The 3,630-nt window shown below is 42.4% G+C and carries 4 protein-coding genes and 1 pseudogene; 4 read left to right on the top strand and 1 reads right to left on the bottom strand.

Translation table 11 applies throughout. The features are described from left to right. Positions 1-939: hypothetical protein (locus HMPREF2541_RS12130; RefSeq protein ID WP_168161087.1), on the top strand; the 939-nt coding region annotated here is incomplete at its 5' end. Positions 940-1,007: 68 nt separating this feature from the next. On the opposite strand, the pseudogene HMPREF2541_RS11500 reads toward HMPREF2541_RS12130, so the two are convergent. Beyond that, positions 1,008-1,182: pseudogene (locus HMPREF2541_RS11500) on the bottom strand (IS1595 family transposase); the annotation flags it as partial. Here HMPREF2541_RS11500 and HMPREF2541_RS12455 point away from each other — a divergent pair. The 3 genes from HMPREF2541_RS12455 (at position 1,168) to HMPREF2541_RS02065 (ending at position 3,481) form a co-directional block, all read left to right on the top strand. Further along, a complete protein-coding gene (locus HMPREF2541_RS12455; protein ID WP_246824962.1) occupies positions 1,168-1,659 on the top strand; it encodes a hypothetical protein in 492 nt (163 codons plus the stop codon). The pseudogene HMPREF2541_RS11500 and the gene HMPREF2541_RS12455 overlap by 15 nt on opposite strands. Positions 1,660-1,878: 219 nt before the next feature. Then, positions 1,879-2,385, top strand: a complete 507-nt coding sequence (locus tag HMPREF2541_RS02060) for a DUF4365 domain-containing protein (RefSeq protein WP_070541501.1) — start codon at positions 1,879-1,881, stop codon at positions 2,383-2,385. Next, positions 2,372-3,481 (top strand): hypothetical protein, encoded by a 1,110-nt coding sequence (locus HMPREF2541_RS02065; RefSeq protein ID WP_070541504.1) that lies wholly within the window; start codon positions 2,372-2,374, stop codon positions 3,479-3,481. Before HMPREF2541_RS02060 ends, HMPREF2541_RS02065 begins: the two co-directional genes overlap by 14 nt. Positions 3,482-3,630: the final 149 nt, after the last annotated feature.

A 3,630-nucleotide genomic window follows, 5' to 3' on the forward strand; every position in this document is an offset into this window, starting at 1 on the left:
AAATGGCAGATGCTGTATCAGATACAGCCGGTATTCTGTTTTACCCAAGCTGCTTGGATAGATGACAACAACATCCGAGAGCTGTTCCATCCGTTCATACAGGCTGGCTGGCAGGTTGCCATCGCTTCTGCCGATGTAGAGGATACAATCTTATCTGCTCAACTTTCAGACGGCATTCATACCACTAGTCTGCTGCATATACAGCCTGAAGAAATATTTTCCAGACATACCAAAGCATTGTTTACTAGTGAGTGTTTGTCAGAAGTAAATACCACACTAATTGATACAGAAAATTGGTTTTCGCAAAAAGGTGGGAAACTGATTAATTTGAATCACGAATTAGATGGAAAACTAGATAGTTTTGGCGCAAGGATGCTGGAACTGATAGACAAGCAATATCCATTGTCAGTACAAATTAAAAAAGATCCTATCACGGCTGTGGTTTATACTGATCGATATCTGAAAAGTCCGTTAACATTATTGATATTGGATAGTGTTATTAAGGAATTATATTGCTTGAATAAAAAACCATTTTCTACCTTGGAGTTAAATATATCACCAACTAGGCAAACCTATCAAAATAGTGAATATTTATGGCATGACTGGCAAAATAGTAACATGCAACAAGAAGTATTTAAACAATGGTTTTCTGATTACTCTAATAAGATTTCAGTTAATATTACCAAGAGTCAGTTACAGCATGCAAGGATATTAAAACTAATGCATGAATCAGGAGAATTTACTAATATTATTTATGATCAGGGTATGGGTTACTGGGGCAGAATTACCTTGCCACATGCTGAAGCAAGTCTCCGATTTTATCCTTTTGATCAAGATGCATTATTTCAGATTAGTCATTTGAATAAATGCAAGCAGATAAATACTAATATTGCGACGGATTATGATTGGGATACCTATATCGTATTCAATATCTGCTAATAAATAGGTCTGTCCTAGATAACCGGGATAAGTTAGTTTTATTAATTGCTTTAAAATAGGGTAAGAGGCTTGATTTTACGGTTGTTAAAGCGCCATTCACACTCATTCGAAATGCAGCTAAAAATGCTCTTTCAGAATGCTGTTAAACTTGTGTGAGTGGCGTTTTGCTTGGTTCCAAAAATTCTCAATGCCGCTGATATGGTTCTGACGGTCGGCAAACGATTTGGAATGGTTGATGCGGTGGCCGACAGAGAGGGGCTGCTGGAAGAGGTGTACCGCGTGGTGAACAAGGTGGGCGACACCGAGCCGACCCACGCCATCTGTTTAGCCGACGGCCGCTCCTTTATGGCTGACCGCGGCTTTGACGGCAATGTGGGCAAGCGGCACTTGGTGCAGCTGGGGCAATTGCAGATGCAACGTGCGGTGGCAGATGATTTGTATCAGGCCTATCAGAGGTTGATTACGACCAACCGGCCGCAGAACCAGCCTGCATTTGTTGGCGCGGTCGGCCTCCACACTTTGGATGAGTTGGCTCGCCGGCAATACGACATAACCGCCACCGCTGTGATGCCCACCGACGGCACCGCCATCAACTGGGGCAGCATCGAGGACGCCAAAATCTCGCTGATGCCAAACGTACCCGGTGCCAAGCAGCTACCTCGGCTTTTGCGTAACCGAAGTAGGCGAGAGCTACACGGTGGACAACGAGATGGTGATTGATATTACCGGCTTTGCGATTCGCAATGTGTTGGAGTAAGAAAAAGGCTACAACAAAAGCCTTGCAAATGCAGAGCTTTTGTTATGGAAATCGACGGCCGGGGAATCTTGGTGTTTTAAAAAGGATATCGGTTAAGCTAGAATTCTCACTTAAATTGATATAATTTAACATGTTCGGGAGATCGGGAAATGCGGGGAAGCAAAATGCAGCATACTATACGCATGGAACAATTCCAAATAGCATTTGTCCATGCATTGGCTGCCGTAAATGGTTGGCGGGTATCATCTATCTTTCCCGACTATGATGGGGTTGATATTTCAATCAGCGGTTCATGCCATGCTGACAACGGGTTTATGCCGCTTTTTACGGATCCGATTATCCATGTGCAATTGAAAGCCACAGCAGCATTACGGACATTGAAAAACGGGTTGCTGTCTTATAATTTGGAAGTTAAAAACTATAATCAGCTAATCGGAAATCGGTATAGCACGCATAGATATCTGTTCTTACTAGACATTCCGGAGCAGTGTGAAGATTGGTGCGGTTTCACCTCAAGCGCAATCATGCTGCGAAATAAGTGTTATTGGGTATCTTTAAAGGACAATCCTCCGGCCGGTAATACCAGTACTATTGCTATCAATATTCCCCAAAATCAGGTGTTAACACCTAAAGTACTCGATGAAATAATGTACTCGGCAGCAGAAGGAAAAGTATATGTACACCGTTAACAGTATCACTTTGCGAATGCTTACCCGTTATCTGGAACGGCAAGAGTGGCAGAAACTGGATGTGGTTTTGGATTTGCCGATTACTGTTTGGAGGCATCCCGATTTTCCTGATGTAACACTCAGAGTCCCTCACGATGAGAGCCTGTCGGACTATAAGTCGGCAGTGGCACAGGTTGTCAAAGTTTTGGCAAACGCCGAAAAATGCACCGAAGAAGAAATTTTAACTTCGCTGCACAATCAAGATACAATCAGCATCAGGGTGATTGGCGATGATGTAGAGAACGGTACGATTCCGCTTAATGATGGCGCACTCTTATTTCAAAGTGCGGAATCCATGATTAAGTCGGCTGCCTCGAAAATATTCACCGGTGCAAAAAAAGGCATTAGCAAAAAACAGCGGATTAACAGATTTATGGAATCCGTTTTATTGGGGCAGACACAAATCGGCAGCTACGCGATTAATATTATTACCCCCGAGGCTATTCACGATACGGAACAACAAGATTTGGATCCCGTACCTACCGGAAAGATGGTTAATGATGCCATTTATAAAGCCTTGAGCGCTTTAAAATCATCTGTTGAGAAATATAAAGAGGAAGACAACATTTTAGAATTTGCCCGTGCGTCTGCAGATGGTGCCGATGCAGGAATCTGTCATGCAATTGTTCAAATGAGTGGGACAAATAAAGAGCGTGATGTAGAGATAAAATTAGCTGGAGAAGATACGAGATACCCAAAATCCGACAGGAGCGTTTATTTTTCTGCTCAAGATATTGAGCCTGTACAGAAAGCTTACAACTATTTGACTGGTCGTGACTTTGTGCTTAAAGGTGGGTGCTATATTGGCCAAATAGTCGCTTTAAAAAAGGAGCCTGACAGCAATAGCGGTAAGGTTACTATTAATACGTCTGTACAAGGAAAACCAAAAAAAGTATCTTTTACTCTTTCTGGAGATGACTATGAACAAGCAATTGATGCACATAAGACAAGCCAAGGGACCTATGTTCAGTGTGTAGGTGACCTACATTGCACCCGATCCAGTGCAGAATTGTTTTTTTTGAACTCCTTTATGGTTCTTGAAAAACCGCTTTTGTAGACAGATGGTTTACTGAACCACTTCAACCTCTTTCCCCCCCTAGCCTTTAAACGACAATTAAACCTACTCTTTATCTTAGGGTTAATCAACGTTTAAAGGCTTTTCTTATGTCCGAAAAAAGGGGCTGACGTAGATTAGCCCTAAATTCC

The sequence above is a fragment of the Eikenella sp. HMSC061C02 genome, assembly GCF_001809035.1.
Lineage (GTDB): Bacteria > Pseudomonadota > Gammaproteobacteria > Burkholderiales > Neisseriaceae > Eikenella > Eikenella corrodens.

What these genes read in the sequence shown, in the direction of transcription:
- HMPREF2541_RS12455 (WP_246824962.1), top strand. Translation starts at nt 1,168, where the DNA reads ATGGTTGATGCGGTGGCCGACAGAGAGGGGCTGCTGGAAGAGGTGTAC.
- HMPREF2541_RS02060 (WP_070541501.1), top strand. Translation starts at nt 1,879, where the DNA reads ATGGAACAATTCCAAATAGCATTTGTCCATGCATTGGCTGCCGTAAAT.
- HMPREF2541_RS02065 (WP_070541504.1), top strand. Translation starts at nt 2,372, where the DNA reads ATGTACACCGTTAACAGTATCACTTTGCGAATGCTTACCCGTTATCTG.